The 16650-nt window shown below is 59.6% G+C and carries 12 protein-coding genes and 1 other RNA gene; 11 read left to right on the forward strand and 2 right to left on the reverse strand.

The genetic code is table 11. The features are described from left to right. Positions 1-2: 2 nt before the first annotated feature. The gene (locus tag KG007_RS04415; RefSeq protein ID WP_213347501.1) at positions 3-2543 is read right to left on the reverse strand and encodes a UvrD-helicase domain-containing protein; all 2541 of its coding nucleotides are present in this window, start codon (positions 2541-2543) and stop codon (positions 3-5) included. Positions 2544-2655: 112 nt separating this feature from the next. On the opposite strand from KG007_RS04415, the gene KG007_RS04420 reads away from it, so the two are divergent. The 10 genes from KG007_RS04420 (at position 2656) to KG007_RS04465 (ending at position 12280) form a co-directional block, all read left to right on the forward strand. Further along, the gene (locus KG007_RS04420; RefSeq protein WP_195459510.1) at positions 2656-3654 is read left to right on the forward strand and encodes an AAA family ATPase; all 999 of its coding nucleotides are present in this window, start codon (positions 2656-2658) and stop codon (positions 3652-3654) included. 2 nt (positions 3655-3656) lie between these two features. Continuing rightward, positions 3657-4541 carry a DUF58 domain-containing protein gene (locus tag KG007_RS04425; RefSeq protein WP_213347502.1) on the forward strand — a complete coding sequence of 295 codons (885 nt, stop codon included), beginning with the start codon at positions 3657-3659 and terminating at the stop codon, positions 4539-4541. Continuing rightward, complete coding sequence (locus tag KG007_RS04430; protein ID WP_213347503.1) at positions 4538-5506, forward strand: hypothetical protein; 969 nt, start codon at positions 4538-4540, stop codon at positions 5504-5506. The genes KG007_RS04425 and KG007_RS04430 overlap by 4 nt, the downstream gene beginning before the upstream one ends. A gap of 11 nt (positions 5507-5517) precedes the next feature. After that, the gene (locus tag KG007_RS04435; RefSeq protein WP_213347504.1) at positions 5518-6303 is read left to right on the forward strand and encodes a tetratricopeptide repeat protein; all 786 of its coding nucleotides are present in this window, start codon (positions 5518-5520) and stop codon (positions 6301-6303) included. Positions 6304-6341: 38 nt separating this feature from the next. Continuing rightward, positions 6342-6698 (forward strand): four helix bundle protein, encoded by a 357-nt coding sequence (locus KG007_RS04440; protein WP_195459500.1) that lies wholly within the window; start codon positions 6342-6344, stop codon positions 6696-6698. 39 nt (positions 6699-6737) lie between these two features. Then, entirely contained in the window at positions 6738-7727 is a 990-nt protein-coding gene (locus KG007_RS04445; RefSeq protein WP_213347505.1) for a vWA domain-containing protein, read from the forward strand. Positions 7728-7740: 13 nt separating this feature from the next. Beyond that, positions 7741-8766 (forward strand): vWA domain-containing protein, encoded by a 1026-nt coding sequence (locus KG007_RS04450; RefSeq protein ID WP_213347506.1) that lies wholly within the window; start codon positions 7741-7743, stop codon positions 8764-8766. 130 nt (positions 8767-8896) lie between these two features. Next, complete coding sequence (locus tag KG007_RS04455; RefSeq protein ID WP_213347507.1) at positions 8897-10279, forward strand: aldehyde dehydrogenase; 1383 nt, start codon at positions 8897-8899, stop codon at positions 10277-10279. Positions 10280-10365: 86 nt separating this feature from the next. Further along, positions 10366-10730, forward strand: an RNA gene (gene rnpB, locus KG007_RS04460) — RNase P RNA component class A. Positions 10731-10840: 110 nt separating this feature from the next. Next, positions 10841-12280, forward strand: coding sequence for a DHA2 family efflux MFS transporter permease subunit (locus KG007_RS04465; RefSeq protein WP_213347508.1), 1440 nt, complete (start codon positions 10841-10843; stop codon positions 12278-12280). A gap of 10 nt (positions 12281-12290) precedes the next feature. On the opposite strand, the gene KG007_RS04470 is transcribed toward KG007_RS04465, so the two are convergent. After that, positions 12291-13553 carry an anaerobic sulfatase maturase gene (locus KG007_RS04470; RefSeq protein ID WP_213347509.1) on the reverse strand — a complete coding sequence of 421 codons (1263 nt, stop codon included), beginning with the start codon at positions 13551-13553 and terminating at the stop codon, positions 12291-12293. A 196-nt stretch (positions 13554-13749) separates the two neighbouring features. On the opposite strand from KG007_RS04470, the gene KG007_RS04475 reads away from it, so the two are divergent. Next, the gene (locus KG007_RS04475; protein WP_213347510.1) at positions 13750-16578 is read left to right on the forward strand and encodes an outer membrane beta-barrel protein; all 2829 of its coding nucleotides are present in this window, start codon (positions 13750-13752) and stop codon (positions 16576-16578) included. Positions 16579-16650 lie beyond the last annotated feature (72 nt).

Here is a 16650-nt window from a genome sequence, read left to right on the forward strand (position 1 = left end):
TGTTATAATTTAGTCAGTTTTGCAAATTTGGCCAGCAGGGTCTTTTCACCCGCATTGTCAAAAGCCACCACGAGTTTGTGGTCCGTGGCGAGGGTTTCGATGCGCTGCACGATGCCCACGCCGAACTTCGGGTGTTCGACGCGCTGCCCCACTGCATAATCGCCGCTCACGGGAGCCGAATCCCCGGAGGCAAGTCCGCCGTCCATCGCCTGACGCACACCGACGCGGCGCATGCCGTCGGTCGAGGGCCTCGGCGTCTGCACGAGTGCTGGATCGGGAGCCGCCGCCGGGCGTTGGGGCTGCGTCGCCCGCGCAAAACGCCGCGCCGGTCCCGATTCGCCGTCCGCCGGGCGGCCGAAACTGCCGCCGCTGCCGGAACCGCTGCGGCCTCCGTAACCACCCGAACCGCCGTTTCCGCCGAAACGTCCCCCGCCCTGCTGTTTCTGCTGGAAGCGGTAGTCGAAGCGGCGGCGCAGTTCGTCGATGGCCGCGGGTCCGTCGTCGCCGGCCTGGCGCCGCGGGCGCTCCTCGGCGAAGTCGGTGTCCGATTCGATGTATTTGGGGTCGATCTCGCGCAGGAAACAACTCGGACGCGAAAATTCCATGTTGCCCCATTTGAAACGCATCTCGGCATAGGAGATCGTCGCCGAAACTTTGGCGCGGGTCAGGGCTACATAGAACAGGCGGCGTTCCTCCTCGATGCCGTCGGGCGACTCGGCAGCCCGCTGCGAAGGGAAGAGGTTTTCTTCAAGACCTACGATGTACACATATTTATACTCCAATCCCTTGGCCGAATGGACCGTCATCAGCGTCACTTTGTTTTTCTCCGCAGGATCGTCCTTGTCCATGTCGGTCATCAGCATCATGTTCTGCAACCACTCCTCGATGGTCGCCTCCTCCTCTTCAGGACGCTCGCCGTTGCGGATTTCAGCATCGCACCGCTCCTTGAACTCCTGCATCGAGTTCAAAAGCTCCTCGATATTGTCCAGCGCCGAAGTGGCCTCGGGAGTGTTCTCCGTGCGGTAAGCCGCGATGATGCCCGACCGCGAAGCGATCTCCAGACCGAAGTCGTAAAGCCCCTTGTCGTTGCGGGCCAGCGACATCGCACGGATCATCGCCACGAAATCCGTCACCTTGCGGGCAATGGTCTTCTGCACGGGGTCCGTAACGGGTTCGGCGACCAGCGCGTCGACCGCTTCCCACATCGAAACACCCCGCTCGGCCGCCAACTGCGCGATGCGCTGCACGGTCGTGTCGCCGATACCGCGCGCCGGATAGTTGACAATACGCTTGAACGCCTCGTCGTCGCGGGGATTGATCACCAACCGGATATACGCCATCATGTCGCGGATTTCCTTGTGGTCGTAAAACGACGAACCTTTGTAAATGCGGTAGGGAATGCCCCGGCGGCGGAGATTGTCCTCCAGCACGGCCGACTGGTTGTTCGTACGGTAAAGGATCACCGCCTCCGACCACTCGTCGTCCGCCGCACGGACCTTGTCGCGCAGGTCCGTGACGACCATTTCCGCCTCCTCGCGGTCGGTATAGGCCTTCAGGATGCGGATTTTATCGCCCACATCGCCCTCCGAGAAACAATGCTTCTCCATGCGTTTCGAGTTACGTACGATCACCGAGTTGGCTGCATCGACGATCGTACGCGTCGAACGGTAGTTCTGTTCCAGTTTGAAGACCATCGCCGAGGGATAATCCTTCTTGAACGAAAGGATATTCTCGATCTTGGCCCCGCGGAACGAGTAGATCGACTGCGCGTCGTCGCCCACGACGCAGACCTTCGAGTGCGTCTGCGACAGGCGGCGGATAATCGTATACTGGGCATAATTGGTGTCCTGATACTCGTCGACGAGGATGTATTTAAACTGCTCCTGGTAGCGGGCCAGCACATCGGGGCAGTCACGCAGCAGGATGTTGGTCTGCAACAGCAAATCGTCGAAGTCCATCGCGCCGTTACGCTTGCAGCGCTGGCAGTAGATGTTGTAGATGTTGCCGAACTCGGGAATCTGCGCCTGCCGGTCCTCGGCGGCGCAGGTCGAATTGGCCAGGTAGGCGCCCGGCGTGACGAGGCAGTTTTTGGCATAGGAAATGCGCGACGCCAGCACGTTGGGCTTGTACTTCTCGTCCGGAAGGTTCAGTTCGCGGACGATCGTCTTCAGGAGGTTCTTGCAGTCGCTGGGTTCGTAGATCGTGAACGAGTCGGTGAACCCGATCTTCTCGGCGTTCTCCCGCAGGATACGCGAAAAAACCGAGTGGAACGTACCCATGCGGATATAACGGCTGCGATTGTCGGGCAGCATCTGCGCAATGCGCTCGCGCATCTGCTCGGCGGCCTTGTTGGTGAAGGTCAGCGCCAGAATATTCCAGGGCTTTATGCCCTGTTCGATCATGTATGCTATACGCGAGGTCAGCACGCGGGTCTTGCCCGACCCGGCGCCCGCGATGATGAGCGACGGCGAGTCGTAATTGACCACGGCATCCCGCTGGGCGGGGTTCAAACCCTGTAATATCGGAGATTCTTTGGATTCCATGACTGCAAAGTTAATAAGATTTAAGAAAGAATTTTTGAAAGAAAATAATATCTTTGCATTGCAAACGTTAAAAAGTTACATCCCACGACAATACTACAACAAGAATAAAACAATGAGCGAAGTCATCAACATCAAAGAACTAAACGAGCGTATCGAGCGCGAATCGGTTTTCGTCGATACGCTCCGGAACGAAATGGGAAAGGTCATCGTAGGCCAAAGCCACCTGGTGGACACCCTGCTGATCGGCCTGTTGTCCAACGGACACATTCTGCTCGAAGGCGTGCCGGGCCTGGCCAAGACGCTGGCCATCACGACGCTCGCCAAGGCCGTCGACGCGGGTTTCTCGCGCATCCAGTTCACCCCCGACCTGCTGCCCGCCGACCTGATCGGTACGCTGATCTACTCGCAGAAAAGCGAGGATTTCGTCGTGCGCAAAGGTCCGATCTTCGCCAACTTCGTACTGGCGGATGAAATCAACCGCTCCCCGGCCAAGGTGCAGTCGGCGCTGCTCGAAGCCATGCAGGAGCGCCAGGTAACCATCGGCGACAGCACCTATCCCCTGCCGCAGCCCTTCCTCGTACTGGCTACGCAGAACCCCCTGGAGCAGGAGGGAACCTATCCGCTGCCCGAAGCGCAGGTCGACCGTTTCATGCTCAAAGCCAAGATTTCCTACCCCAAGAAGCAGGAGGAGCGCGACATCGTGCGCATGAACCTCTCCGGAGCCGGCATGCCCAAGGTGAACAAGGTAATCACACCCGACGACATCGTCAAGGCCCGCAAGGTGGTCGAGGATGTCTACATGGACGAGAAGATCGAAAAATACATCATCGACATCATCTTCGCCACGCGCGAACCCGCGGAGTACAACCTCCAGAAACTCCAGAACCTGATCGCCTACGGCGGTTCGCCCCGTGCGTCGATTTCGCTCGCGAAGGCCGCCCGCGCCTACGCCTTCATCCGCCGCCGCGGCTACGTCATCCCCGAGGACGTGCGCGCCGTCTGCCACGACGTGCTGCGCCACCGCATCGGCCTGACGTACGAAGCCGAAGCCGAGAACATCACCACCGAGGAGATCATCACCGACATCCTTAACAACGTAATCGTACCCTAACGATGCAGGAAACCGAGAACGATATTCTCAGACGCGTCCGTAAGATCGAGATCAAGACCCGCGGTCTTTCGAACGAGATCTTCGCCGGAAAGTACCATACGGCTTTCCGCGGGCGGGGTATGTCGTTTTCCGAAGTGCGGGAGTACCGTGCGGGCGACGACGTGCGGGACATCGACTGGAACGTCACGGCCCGCTCGCGCAAACCCCACATCAAGGTCTACGAAGAGGAACGCGAGTTGACGATGATGCTCCTGGTCGACGTGTCGGCCTCGCGCATGTTCGGCTCGACCGACCGCCTGAAGAAGAACATCATCACCGAAATCGCCGCCGTGCTGGCTTTCTCCGCCGCGCAGAACAACGACAAGGTAGGCTGTATTTTCTTTTCGGACAAGGTCGAAAAGTTCATCCCCCCGAAGAAGGGCCGCAGCCACATCCTGATGATTATCCGCGAACTGATCGGGTTCCGGCCCGAATCGGTCGGCACGAAGCTCTCCGAACCGGTGCGCTTTCTGACCAACGTCAACAAGAAACGCTGCACGACCTTCATCCTCTCGGACTTCATGGATTCGTCCAACGACAAATCGGCGCTGGACGATGCGCTGAAAATCGCCGGGAGCAAGCACGATTTGGTGGGCATCCGCGTCTTCGACCCCCGCGAAACGGAGCTTCCCGACGTGGGAATCGTCGAATTGCGCGACGCCGAGACGGGCCGTAAGGTCTGGGTCGACACCTCCTCGTGGGCCGTACGCGACCACTACGCCGCCTCGTGGCAGCAGCGCAGCAGCGAAATCGACTCCACGCTCAAGCACAACCGCATCGACACGGCCATGATCTCGACCGACGGCGACTATGTGGCCGAATTAATAAAACTGTTCAAACAGCGATGAAACGACTCTTTGCAATAGCGCTTCTTTTCACCGGATTCGCGGCCCGGGCGCAGGAAACGCCCACGGTCACGGCGCGCGTCGAACCCGACAGCATCATGATCGGCGACCGCTTCGATTATATCATCGACGTGGAGAAGGACCTCGTACAGGTCGTGGAGTTTCCCGAATTCCAGAACGCCGAAGGGAAACTCGAACTGGTCGAAAGCTGCCCGGTCGACACGCTCGAACGCGACGGCCGCCGCCTGAAACTGCGCAAACGCTACAGGCTGGCCGCCTTCGACGAAGGCAAATACAACCTCGGCGCGGCGCAGGTGCTCTATGCCAACAAGAACATCCTCGATACGCTCCGCAGTACCGATTCGGTCTACCTGGAGGTGGCTACGTTCCAGATCGACTCCACCTCGCAGTCGATCTACGACCTGAAAGGCCAGAAAAACCTGCCGTTCCGCTTCCGCGAACTGAGCGGTTATATCAAATGGGGAATATTCTTCATTCTGGCGCTGCTGATCGCCGGCTATGCACTCAAACGTTACCTCGCCAGCCGCGGCAAAGGCTTCGGCGACCTGTTCAAACCCGCCCCGCCGCTGCCGCCGCACGTCGCCGCCATCCAGGCCCTCGAAGCGCTCCACAACCAAAAGTTGTGGCAGAACAACAAACATAAACTCTACTATTCGGGACTGACGGACATCCTGCGCACCTACATCGCCGCCCGCTGGGGCTTCGGCGCCATGGAGATGACCTCCGACGAAATCATCGAGACGATGCGTGCGGAGGAGCTGCCCGACAAGGCCCGGATGGACCTGACGGCGATCCTGCGCGACGCCGACCTGGTGAAATTCGCCAAAGCGACGCCCGAAGCCGAGCAGAATGAGGCCGACTACCTGAAGGCATATTACTTCGTCGAGGAAACGAAAATCGCCGAGGAGGAGACTCCCGACGAGGAAGAAGCTCCGAAGGAAAACTAAACGCAACAACGATGTACAAGTTACTCTATATCACCCTGTTTATCTTTGCCGCCGCCGGGGCGCAAGCCCAGGATATGCCCGAGCGCTCGCTGGTGCGCAAAGGCAACCGGCAGTATAACAAGGGCAATTACGAGCAGGCGATCGGCCGCTACGAGCAGGCCCTGCAGGCCGCTGCGGGACAGTTCGAGGCAACTTACGACCTCGGCAACGCCCTCTACAAAGCCGAACGGTTCGACCGCGCCGAGCAGACCATGCAGCAGGCTGCGGCCGACTCGCTGCGTGCGGACACGGAGCGCGCCGAAGCGTTCTACAACCTCGGCAACGCCCAGTTCAAGCAACAGAAATACCAGGAGGCGCTCGAAAGCTACAAGCAGTCGTTGCGTCTGAATCCCTCGGACATGGAGGCCAAGTACAACTACGCCTATACCAAGCGGCTGCTCGACCAGAACAAGGACGGCGGCGGTGGAGGCGGCGACGACAAAAAGGACCAGGACAAAGACCAGAACAAGGACCAGAACCAGAACGGCCAGGGCCAGCAGAACCCCGATCAGAAAGGCGACCAGAAGGACCAGAAGGGCGACCCGAACGACCAGAAGGGCGACCAGGACCGGCAGCAAAACCCCTCGCAGGGCGACAAGGAAGGCAAAGGCGACCAGCAGGGCCAGCCGACGCCTTCGGGTATCTCGCCGCAAGAGCAGCAACAGATGCTCGACGCCATTCAGGCCCAGGAGGACAAGACCCAGGAGAAGCTCAAGGAGAAACAGGGCGTGGTGGTCCGCGGAAAGAAAAACTGGTAGCTTGTTTTAATTAAAAATGAAAAATTAAGAATTAAAAATTGAAGGCCGATAACATCATAAAGGACAAGAGCCTCGATTTTGCAATCCGGATTGTCCGGCTGTATAAGCATATTTCCGAAACGAATAACGAGTACGTACTTTCGAAACAGCTGCTTAAAAGCGGAACGAGTATCGGAGCAAACGTCCGGGAAGCAATCGGAGGACAATCGAAAGAGGATTTCATCGCAAAAATGCACATTGCATTAAAGGAAACGTATGAAACCGAATATTGGTTGGAATTGTTATACAGCACGGACTACCTGACGGAGAACGAATTTAAAAGTATTTTTTCTGATTGCCGGGAATTGACGAATATCCTTGCAAGTATCCTGAAAACAATGAAAGAGACAAAATAATTTTTAATTTTTCATTCTTAATTTTTAATTGCGTAAGCTATGCATTTTGCTTCACCATATTACCTCTGGCTGCTGACGCTGCTCGTGCCGATGATCGGCTACTACGTCTGGCGTGCGTTGCAAGGCGGGGCCTCGATCCAGATTTCGAGCGTCGCCGGCGTCGTGCGGGCGCCCCGGACCGTACGCTACTACCTGCGCCACCTGCCTTTCGTGCTGCGCGCAGCGGCTTTCGCACTGCTCGTCGTAGCGCTGGCCCGTCCGCAGGATATCGAGCAGAACGTGCGTTCGAACACCGAGGGCATCGACATCATGCTGGCCATCGACGTTTCGGGCTCGATGCTGGCCCGTGACTTCAAACCCGACCGCATCACGGCGGCCAAGGAGGTCGCCGGATCGTTCATCGCCGACCGCTACGGCGACCGCATCGGTTTGGTGGCATTCGCCGCCGAAGCCTTCACCCAAAGTCCCCTTACCACCGACCAGAGCACCCTGCAAACCCTTTTGGCGCGCATCCGCAGCGGCCTGATCGACGACAGCGGCACGGCCATCGGCAACGGCCTGGCCACGGCGATCAACCGCCTCAGGGAGAGCGACGCCAAGTCGAAGGTCATCATCCTCCTGACCGACGGCGTAAACAACCGCGGTGAAATGGCTCCCATGACCGCCGCCGAGATCGCCCAGGCGCAGGGCATCCGCGTCTACACGATCGGCGTGGGAACCGAGGGCATGGCCCCCTACCCGGCCATCGACATGGGCGGCAATCTGATCTTCGTCAACCAGAAGGTCGAAATCGACGAAAAGGTGCTGAAAGCGATCTCCGACATGACCGGCGGCCGCTACTTCCGGGCCACGGACAAAGACAAGCTGAAAGCCGTCTACGACGAGATCAACCAACTCGAAAAGAGCAAGGTCGAGGTGACCGAGCATATCTCCTACCACGAACTGTTCCTGGTCTGGGTGCTCGCCGCCCTGGGGCTGCTGCTCACGGAGTTCCTGCTCTCGAACCTCGTCCTGAAACGCATACCGTAAAGAAAATTTGCTTATGTTCCGCTTCGCAAATCCGCAATATCTCTGGCTCCTGCTGGCCGTCCCGGTGCTCATCGCGCTCTATTGGCTGGCCGCACGCAACCGCCGCAAGCGGCTCGCGCGTTTCGGCCATCCGGGCATCCTGGAAGAGCTGATGCCCGAAGTATCGACCGGGCGCATCGCCTTCAAGTTCATCCTTTTCTGCGGCGCCGTGACGCTGGTCGTGCTGGCTGCGGCGCGCCCGCAATTCGGTTCGAAACTCCGCGAGGAGAAAGCCCGGGGCATCGAAATGATGCTCACGGTCGATGTCTCGAACTCGATGCTGGCCGAAGATTTTCAGCCCAACCGCCTCGAACGGACCAAATACGCCATCGGCAAACTCTTCGAGGGGTTGCAGCAAGACCGCGTGGGCCTGGTCGTCTTCGCCGGAGAACCCAAGGTCCAACTGCCGATCACTTCGGACTACCGCATGGCGCGGGCCTTCGCGCGGCGAATCGACCCGTCGCTGGTGTCGGTGCAGGGCACGGCGATCGGCAAGGCCCTAGAACAGGCCCTGCTGTCGTTCTCGGGCGAGACGGAGCAGAGCCACGGCCGCGTAATCATCCTGATCACCGACGGTGAGAACCACGACGACGACGCTATCGCCGTCGCCGAACGCGCCGCCCAGATGGGCGTCAAAATCTTCACCATCGGTATCGGCACGCCCGAAGGCGCCCCGATTCAGATCGGCGGCGAGTTCATTAAGGACGAGAACGGCGAAATGGTCGTCTCGAAACTGGGCGAAGAGATGCTGGCCAAGATCGCCGACATTACGGGCGGCGTTTATGTCCGTTCGTCGAAGCAGTCGATCGGCCTCGAAGAGGTCGTCAAGGCAATCAACGAGATGGAGCAGACCGAACTTTCGATGGTCCGCTTCGAGGAGTTCAACGAACAGTACCAATACCTGCTCATCGCCGCACTGATCCTGCTGCTGCTGGAATTCGTCGTGCTCGACCGCCGCAACCCGCTGCTGGCACACCTGAACATTTTCCGCGAGAAATAGCCGCTCCGCCGAGTGTGGCAGCGGCTTTGCAACGGTGCGGGAAAGCCCGCAGCCAACAGGATTTCAGCGAGGCCACAACCTCGCAGGTTATCCGATTGCGGTTCGCCGGACCACGTTATATATACTGCCTATGCCCCTCGAAAACACCCCTGCCGCACGCATTTCGGCCCTTGCCGCGGCCCAGAAAGCCTATTTCCGCTCGGGAGCGACGCTTCCCGAAGCCTTCCGCCGCACGATGCTCCGGCGTTTCGAAGCGGCCCTTGTCAACTGGGAAAAACGCCTCTGCGACGCCCTGTGGACAGACTTGCGTAAATCCCCCGAAGAGGCCTATCTTACCGAAATCAGCATTGTCCGGAGTGAAATCCGCAGCCACCTGCGCCACCTCGGCAAATGGATGCGCCCCGAGCCGCGCCCCACGCCGCTCAAACTCCTGCCGTCGAAAAGCCGGATCGTCAGCGAGCCCCTCGGGCAGGCGCTCATCGTCGCACCGTGGAACTATCCCGTGCAACTGCTGCTGAACCCGCTGGTCGGGGCCATCTCGGCCGGCTGCACCGCCCTGCTGAAACCTTCGCCTTATACGCCCCACGTCGCAAAGACGATCGAAGGGCTCGTCGCCGAAATTTTCGACGAACAATACGTCGCCGTCGTGCAGGGCGACCGGGATGTGAACACCCGGTTGTTCGACCTGCGCTGGGACGTGATCTTTTTCACGGGAAGCCCTGCGCTGGGACGGATCGTCATGGCCGCAGCCGCGAAAAACCTGACGCCCGTCGTGCTGGAACTGGGCGGTAAAAGTCCCTGCATCGTCGACCGCGGGGCCGACATCGCAACCGCCGCGCGCCGCATCGCCTGGGGCAAAACCCTCAACGCCGGGCAAACCTGCATTGCACCCGACTATTTGTTGATCCACCGTTCGCTGCAAGACCAATTCACGCAAGCGTTCGCCCGTGCCCTGCGGGAACTCCACGGCGACGATGCGCAGCAAAGCCCCTGTTACGTCCGGCTGGTCAACGACCGCGCCTTCGAACGCGTGGCGGGCTACCTCCTGCAGGGAAAAATCCGGATCGGTGGCCGCACGGACGCTGCCGACCGCTACATCGAACCGACACTGCTCACCGACACGGACCCCGCATCGCCCGTGATGCAGGAGGAGATTTTCGGCCCCGTGCTGCCGATGATTCCCTTCGACGACACCGACGAAGCCGTAGCCTTCGTCAACGACCGCGAAAAACCGCTGGCGCTCTACTACTTCGGGCCGGAGGAAACGGGCCGCAAAGTCCTGCTGCACACCTCCTCGGGCGGAGCGTGCCTCAACGACGTGATCATGCACATCGCCAACGACAACCTGCCTTTCGGCGGCGTGGGCAACTCGGGCATGGGCCGTTACCACGGGCGCGACAGTTTCGACACATTCTCCCACCGCCGGGCTGTCGTCTCGTCGCCGAAGCGCCTCGACCTGCCGTTCCGCTATCCGCCCTACAAAGGATTCCGGTGGATCAAAAAGATCTTGTAAAAACGGCCCCGCATGATTCCGTCCTGCCGCCTGCAATTTTTAATTCTTAATTTTTAATTCTTAATTTTTAATTCCCTACCTTTGCTGCGCAGGTCCGCTCTGTCGCTGCCGGCCCCAGGCCGGGAGAGGAAAGTCCGGGCAACACAGAGCGCCACGCAGGCTAACGACCTGACAGCCGTGAGGTTGTGGTAGCGTAACAGAAAACGACCGCCCGCAGCAAACTGCGGGTAAGGGTGAAAAGGCGGGGTAAGAGCCCACCGCGGGGACAGCAATGTCGCCCGGCAGTACGTCCCGTGGGTTGCAAGACCGTGTATACCGGCAATTAAGGGTTGCTCGCCCGATGCCGGGGGGTAGGTTGCTCGAGACGGCAGGAGACTGCCGTCCTAGATAAATGACAGGGACCCGGGGTTCGCCCCGGGGACAGAACCCGGCTTACAGGACCTGCACGTACGGAGGTGTCGCATTACTGCGACACCTTCCTGTTTTTACGGGAGCGCCCTGCGGCAACATTGGGCAGCCGAATCCCCCGGGCTGGCACTTTTTTTGAACCCGCCACGCCGGATGACGACTCTCGGCGAACATATCCGGCAGGGCAGCAGCTACAAATGGTGGATTCTGGGCATGATCATGCTCGGGACCTTCATGGCCGTGCTGGACGTTACGGTGGTCAACGTCGGGCTTCCGGCCATTATGTCGGCCTTCCACATCGGCATCTCCTCGGCCGAATGGGTCATCACGGCCTACATGATCACCATGACCGTCATGCTGCCTTCGGCGGGCTGGTTCGCCGACCGTTTCGGCAACAAACGTGTTTACATCCTCGGAATGGTGCTCTTCACGCTGGGTTCGTGGCTCTGCGGAAAAGCCCCGAGCGACACGTTCCTCATCGCCTCACGGGCTTTGCAGGGATTCGGCAGCGGCATCATCCAGGCGCTCGGCCTGGCCATCGTCACCCGCGAATTCAAACCCGAAGAGCGGGGCCTCGCGCTGGGCCTCTGGTCGATGGCCGCCGCGGCTTCGATCTCGTTCGGTCCGCTGCTGGGCGGCTACCTCGTCGACGATTACAGTTGGCACAAGATTTTCGACGTGAACGTTCCGGTGGGACTTGCGGCGATCCTGCTCTCGGTATTCATCCAGAAAGAGTGGCGGAGCGGCGTACGCCACCCCTTCGACTGGAAAGGATTCGCGGGCATCGTCCTGTTCATGCCGCTGACGATCTACGCACTCGCCCGCGGCAATTCGCCCACCAACCACGACGGCTGGTCGGCTCCCGAAATCGTGGCCTGCTTTACGGTGGCGGCCGCGGCGTTCGTCTTCTTCATCGTCACGGAACTGCGCAGCCCGGCGCCCCTGCTGCAAATCCGGCTGCTGGCCGAACGGAATTTCGGCATTTCGATGGCCGTGCTGACGCTTTTCGCCGTCGGGATGCTCGGGGGAACCTACCTGCTGCCGTTGTACATGCAGCGCGGACTGGGATACACGGCACTGATGGCCGGCAGTGTTTTCCTGCCCGTAGGACTTATCCAGGGGGTACTTTCGACCGTCTCGGGTTACCTGACGCGCTACATCAAGCCCCTGTTGCTGGTCGTTGCGGGCATCCTGGTCATGGCCCTGAGTTTCTGGCTCGCAAGCCGCTTCACGCTCCACACCACCCACAGCCACATCCTGCTGGTCCTCTACCTGCGCGGCTTCGGCATGGGTCTCACGTTCGCACCGCTCAACCTCTTTTCACTCAAGAACCTCACCCAGCAGGATATGGCCGCGGCGGCCGGCATTTCGAACAGCATCAAACAACTCGCAGGCAGTTTCGGCATCGCCGTCCTCACGGCGATCCTCGCAACCCGCACAGCCTACCACACGGCACACGAAACGCTTCCGGCGGCCCAGACTTACGTCGAAGGGGTCACCGACGCACTCTCGGTCGTGGTATGGCTCACCCTCGCATCGGCCGTGCCGCTCGTGTGGGTGCTCCTGAAACGGAAAAAACAGGTGAAAAACTGATCCCGGGCAGCTACATCAGCCCCATCCGCTTGCGGGCGAACTGCATGACCCACGCCGGGGACTGCTCGCGCGCCAGCATGTCGCGCATGTATTCCATATAGGGTTCCGAATGGCGGAACCAATGCTGCAAACCCTCGCAGAGCGAGTTCTTGCGGCATCCGTCGGAGCCCGTCTCGAAGCGGTGCTTCGGACACTCGCCCCGGCAGGCGAAGTAGTATTTGCAGCGCAGGCATTCGCCCGGAAGGGCGTTGCGTTTCGCCAGCCCGAAGTCGCGGCGTTTTCGGGTCCGGTAAATCTCCGTCAGCGAGGTCTCAGCAATGTTGCCCAACTTGTATTCGGGATAAACGAAATGGTCGCACGAATAAACGTCACCGTTGTGTTCGACCACCAGCGCATCGCCGCACGTCTCGCCCATCGAGCAGACGCCCGGGGGCACGCCGCACCACTGGGCCAGCGTCGCGTCGAACATCTGTACGAATATGCGCCCCACATCGCTCACCACCCATACGTCGAACACGTCACACAGGAACTCGCCGTAGCCTTTGGCCGTCACCGACCATTCGGCCAGCCGCGCGCCCTCGCGGTCGGGCGAGACGATCAGCGGACGGTGGAAGCCCGGCTTGTCGACGACGTGCTCCACGGCAGGCAAAAACTGCATGTACTTGCTGTGCACCGTATCGCGGAAAAAGCGGTAAATCTCGCCGCCGCGGCCTTCGCACAACTTGTTCACGACACTCAGCGTATTATACTCCACGCCGCTGCGCTGGAACATCCCGATCGTCTGCATCACGCATTCGAAGGTGGGTTTGCCGCCTTTGGTCAGGCGGAACGTGTCGTGGATGTCCTGCGGTCCGTCGAGCGAAATCCCGACCAGGAAGTTGTTTCCGGCGAACAGGTCGCACCACTCCTCATCGACCAGCGTGCCGTTGGTCTGGAGGATGTTTTCGATCTTCTTTCCGTCGGCGTATTTCTCCTGGAAAGCCATCGCCCGGCGGTAAAAATCCACGCCCAGCAGCAGCGGTTCGCCGCCGTGCCAGCAGAACTGCACCACTTCGACCTCGTTGGCCTCGATGTATTGTTTGACGTAAAGTTCCAGTAATTCATCGCTCATCACGGCCTGCTTGCCGCCGTACTGGACGGCTTTGTCCAAGTAATAGCAGTAGTGGCAGTCGAGGTTGCAGGCCGAACCGGCGGGCTTGAGCATCGTCGAAAAGGCCACAGGGCCCGCCTGTTTCTCCGCATCGCGGAAGGTAAAGATATCTTTGTTCTTCATGTGAGATTCCCGGTTTACGGACAAAACGAACGTCGCCCGCAATTATTTTGACAAATATAGTGAAAGGCAGAGGCAATCGGGAATATTTTCTGGTCAAAAACAGCCGACACGTATCCCATTATGCTAAAATATCCCTGAAAAGAGCGTATGAAAGGCGCAAAACCATTATCTTTATCCGCCGAATCCCCTTCATCCGATGAACCCGAGAAAAGCGCTGCTCAACCTGCTGTTCCTGCTCTGCGCCGCGACCGCCGCGGCACAATCCGCAGGAGTGCGTTTCCGCATTGCCGACCGCATCACGCGCGAAGCGGTCGTGGGGGCCGTAGCCGAACTGCGCAGCCGCACGGACACCGCGGCGACGCCTTTCTATACCACCTCGGACATCGAAGGCCGCGGCACATTCCCCCGCGTGCCGCGCGGCGACTACCGCCTCACGGTCACCTCGCTGGGGTACGACTCGCTGCACCGCGACCTGCGGGTCGGCACGGCGGCCGTCCTTCTCGACTCGCTGTGGCTCACGCCCCGCGCCGAAGCCATCGACCAGGTGACCGTCGAAGCGCCTGCGCTGCGTTCGTCCGTACGCGGCGACACGCTCTCCTACCGCGCCTCGGCCTACAAGGTTTCGTTCGGGTCGGACGCCGAGTCGCTGATCTCGAAAATGCCCGGCCTGGAGGTCGCCGACGGCGGTATCGAGGCACAGGGCCGCACCGTGCGGCGGGTCTACGTCGACGGACGCGAATTTTTCGGCAACGACGTGATGTCGGCCATCCGCAACATCCCGGCCGACATGATCGAAAGCATCGACATCTACAACTCGCAGAGCGACCAGTCGGAATTTACGGGCGTGGACACCGGCGAAGGATACACGTCGCTCAACATCGTAACGCTCCCCGACAAGCGGCGGGGCGCTTTCGGACGCCTCTACGGAGCCTACGGCATCCCCGACAAATACATCGGCGGCGGCAACGTCAACATTTTCGACAACGACCGCCGCATCTCGGTGATCGGACTGGCGAACAACATCAGCCGCCAGAATTTCTCGTTCGAGGACATCCTCGGCACGACCGACCGGTCGGGCAAGTCTTCAAGCAACAATTTCATGGTCCGCCCCTTAGACGGCATCTCGGCCGTGCAGGCCATCGGCGTCAATTACAGCGACGACTGGGGCAAAAAGGGCAAGGCCACGGCCAGCTATTTCTTCAACCGCACCGACAACCACAACACCAGCCTGAGCGACCGGCAGACCTTCACTTCGACGGATAAACTGGTGCTCTACAACGACGAGAACAACTCCAGGACGCTCAATCTCAACCACCGTTTCAACGCGCGCGTCGACTACAAATTCTCCGACCGCCATTCGATGATGATGCGCACCTCGTTCAGCCTGCAGGACAACAACTACCGCAACGAACTGCGAAGCCGCACCGACAACAAATTCTCCGACGACGACATCCGCTTCGTCAACCGCCGCCGCAACTTCGGCCACAACAACAGCGACGGATACAACGTCTCGAACTACCTGCTCTACCGCTACCGCCTGCCGGGAAAAACGTCGCACAACCTCACCGTCGGCGTCGGGGGAACCTACCGCAGCTACGGCCAGCTGAGCCGCCCGCGGCAGTACACCTTCCGCGACCCCGACAACATCGAGTGCGACACGGCGGATTACTCCTCGCGCAACATTACGCGCACCGACCGCGACCAGCCGGGCTACGACCTCAACGGCAACGTGAGCTACACCCGTTCGCTCTCGAAACGCTCGCGCCTGAGCTTCGAATACCGCATCAACTACACCGATAACAGCGTCGAGCGCAACACGTTCGTACTCACCAAAGAGAATGTTTTTCCCGACGAACGCAATCCGAAGCAGTCGACCGAATACGACTATGCCTACCTGACCCACCGCATCGGCAGCACCTATCAGTATTATTTCAAAAAGACGAAAGTCGCAGCGACGCTCTACTACCAGCATGCGGGATTCAGCAGCGACTATGTTTTCCCCTATGACCGGAAAACCGAAACATCGTTCGACAACCTCACGTACAGCGTGGTGGCGAACGTCAATATCAACCGAAACAACACCCTGAAATTCAACGCTTCGGGGCGCACGTCGAATCCCCGCGCCACCGACCTGCAGGACATCGTCAACACCACCAACCGCCAGAACGTCTTTGCTGGAAACCCCGGCCTCGATCCGGTCTATACCCATCGTCTTTCGGGCCAGTACATCCGCGCCAATCCCGCCAAGGGGCGCACCTTCACGGTCTCGGCTGAGTTCGCGGCAAGCCCCAACACCATCACCGACTCGCTGGTGATCGACTCCCCGGACTTCGTCATCGACGACGAGGGAACGCTCCTCGGCGAAGGCAACCAGTACACCAAGCCGGTCAACCTCGCGGGCTTATGGAGCCTGCGCGCCAGCGTCAACTACGGCATGCCCGTCCGGTGGCTGCGCTCGAACCTCAACTTCCGGGCGGGGGTCTCGACGGGCCGCATCCCGAGTATCATCAACGGCGAACGCAACGAGCTGAACAACAACGTCTATAACGCCGGACTGACCCTCGGGAGCAACATCTCCGAATCGGTGGACTTCCGCCTGAGCTACACGGGACGCTACAACGCGAGCAAAAGTTCGTCGCAGGTCCGCACGCTCGACAACACCTATTTCAGCCAGTCGGCCAAAGCCGAAACGACGTTCGTGGTCTGGAAGCGCCTCGTCGTGCGCGCCAACGCCGACTACAACTATTATAAGGGAATCACCGATACGTTCCTCGAAGAACGCCTGATCTGCAACGCAATGCTCGGCGTCAAACTCTTCCGCAACTGTTTGGGCGAAGCGAGCGTCGGCGTGAACGACATCCTCGACCAGAACGGAACCACCTTCCGCCGTACGGTGACGGGCACAACGCTGCGCAACGTCACCAACTTGGGCATCGGCCGCTACGTATCGTTTCAGTTCACCTATAACCTGCGCCTTTTCCGCCGCCAGCACAACGCCGTAATAGAGGCAATGCAGGAAAAGTAAGCGATTTTTTTTCGAAGCGCCGGTTATTCGCAGTTTTTTCACTATTTTCGTACCCAAACCCAATAATCTATT

This window comes from Alistipes montrealensis, from assembly GCF_018362775.1.
Taxonomy (GTDB): Bacteria; Bacteroidota; Bacteroidia; order Bacteroidales; family Rikenellaceae; genus Alistipes; species Alistipes montrealensis.

Excerpts from the sequence above, each read along its gene's own strand:
- KG007_RS04415 (WP_213347501.1), bottom strand. The coding sequence starts at position 2,543 with ATGGAATCCAAAGAATCTCCGATATTACAGGGTTTGAACCCCGCCCAG.
- KG007_RS04420 (WP_195459510.1), top strand. The coding sequence starts at position 2,656 with ATGAGCGAAGTCATCAACATCAAAGAACTAAACGAGCGTATCGAGCGC.
- KG007_RS04425 (WP_213347502.1), top strand. The coding sequence starts at position 3,657 with ATGCAGGAAACCGAGAACGATATTCTCAGACGCGTCCGTAAGATCGAG.
- KG007_RS04430 (WP_213347503.1), top strand. The coding sequence starts at position 4,538 with ATGAAACGACTCTTTGCAATAGCGCTTCTTTTCACCGGATTCGCGGCC.
- KG007_RS04435 (WP_213347504.1), top strand. The coding sequence starts at position 5,518 with ATGTACAAGTTACTCTATATCACCCTGTTTATCTTTGCCGCCGCCGGG.
- KG007_RS04445 (WP_213347505.1), top strand. The coding sequence starts at position 6,738 with ATGCATTTTGCTTCACCATATTACCTCTGGCTGCTGACGCTGCTCGTG.
- KG007_RS04450 (WP_213347506.1), top strand. The coding sequence starts at position 7,741 with ATGTTCCGCTTCGCAAATCCGCAATATCTCTGGCTCCTGCTGGCCGTC.
- KG007_RS04455 (WP_213347507.1), top strand. The coding sequence starts at position 8,897 with ATGCCCCTCGAAAACACCCCTGCCGCACGCATTTCGGCCCTTGCCGCG.
- KG007_RS04465 (WP_213347508.1), top strand. The coding sequence starts at position 10,841 with ATGACGACTCTCGGCGAACATATCCGGCAGGGCAGCAGCTACAAATGG.
- KG007_RS04470 (WP_213347509.1), bottom strand. The coding sequence starts at position 13,553 with ATGAAGAACAAAGATATCTTTACCTTCCGCGATGCGGAGAAACAGGCG.
- KG007_RS04475 (WP_213347510.1), top strand. The coding sequence starts at position 13,750 with ATGAACCCGAGAAAAGCGCTGCTCAACCTGCTGTTCCTGCTCTGCGCC.